The organism is Frankia sp. Hr75.2, assembly GCF_949319125.1.
Classification (GTDB): Bacteria; Actinomycetota; Actinomycetes; order Frankiales; family Frankiaceae; genus Parafrankia; species Parafrankia soli.
Map to the genome: position 1 here is coordinate 1 of NZ_CASGGV010000169.1, position 1,127 is coordinate 1,127.

Here is a 1,127-nt window from a genome sequence, read left to right on the forward strand (position 1 = left end):
AGATGCCGTGCGGACCCGGCGCCGCAGGGCATCTGACGTGCGCTGGGCGACGGCGTCAGGCCGCGGGACGGTTGATGTCGGGGATCTGGACGGGAGTGGTCTGGGTCGAGGTGCCCCCGTTGAGGAACGCCATGGCCACCGCTCGGATGAACTGGTCGAAGAGGTAGAAGTTGGCCGGCATGAGCGGGAGGAGTCCCTCACGGAACAGGATGTACGCCGGCCAGCCGACCTTGATGATCGCGGCCGAGGCCAGGTCACGTGGCAGCGCGAGCCAGTTGGCGACCGTGTCGCCGAGCACGTAGCGGGTGAACTCGTTGAGGAAGCCGCGCGTGACGCCCAGGTCGACCTGCGAGACGAGCCCGAGCAGGACCTCGGCGAGCGCCTTGCCCTCGGTGGTGGGCAGCAGGATCGGTGAGAGCACCTGGGCCGACTGGGCGTGCGGTCGGCCCACGTCTTGGGAATGTACTCGTCCTTCACGCCGAGCAACGAGATCGCCACCTGCCAGCTGTGGAGGAAGGCGTTCTCATCGGCGGTCGACATCGGGATCTTCCATTCCTTCAGCTTGGAATGCACGAAGGTCCCCAGGCTGTGGAAGGTGACGAGGATGTCGCCGTTGCTGATCGGGATCGTCTCGGTCGCCCCCGACTTCCACTGCGGCAACTGCGGCAGGAGATGACGGACCGCGGCGTGCACCATCCGAGTCTTGTTCGCGGTGACGATGAACTTCCCGTTCGGCTCGAAGGCGTTCAACTGGCTCAGGTCGTACCCGAAGGTGAAGGTCTTCGCCGCACGGTCCTTCATGTCGGCGCCGCCCTTCGACCAGTACACCGACCTGGCCTCGCGCGGGATGACCGTGCTCATGATTCCGCTGCCCAGTCCATACAGCATGAACAGATAGGTGTCCTTGCGCCGGTTGAAGTCGGCCGCGCGACGCAGCTGGCTCACGTCGGCCCACGACGGTAACTTGTTGGACTGCTGCAGGAAAGCGGTGACGTCGGCCGGCAGACCAGTCGGCAGGGGATGGTTGTTGTTGACCCAGGGACCGATGGCCGCATTGACCGCGGGCACCTGGCCGTTGTCGAGGACGGAGGCCATCGCCCGGTCGATGGTGTCGTCCCAGACCCACC

At 65.7% G+C, this 1,127-nt stretch carries 1 protein-coding gene and 1 pseudogene; both read right to left on the reverse strand.

Annotated features, from left to right (window positions below; genetic code table 11):
- Positions 1 to 55 precede the first annotated feature (55 nt).
- Entirely contained in the window at positions 56 to 451 is a 396-nt protein-coding gene (locus AC559T_RS13730; protein WP_235014317.1) for a hypothetical protein, read from the reverse strand.
- A 50-nt stretch (positions 452 to 501) separates the two neighbouring features.
- Positions 502 to 1,095 (reverse strand): annotated as a pseudogene (locus AC559T_RS13735) (oxygenase MpaB family protein); the annotation flags it as partial.
- Between the last annotated feature and the right edge of the window lie 32 nt (positions 1,096 to 1,127).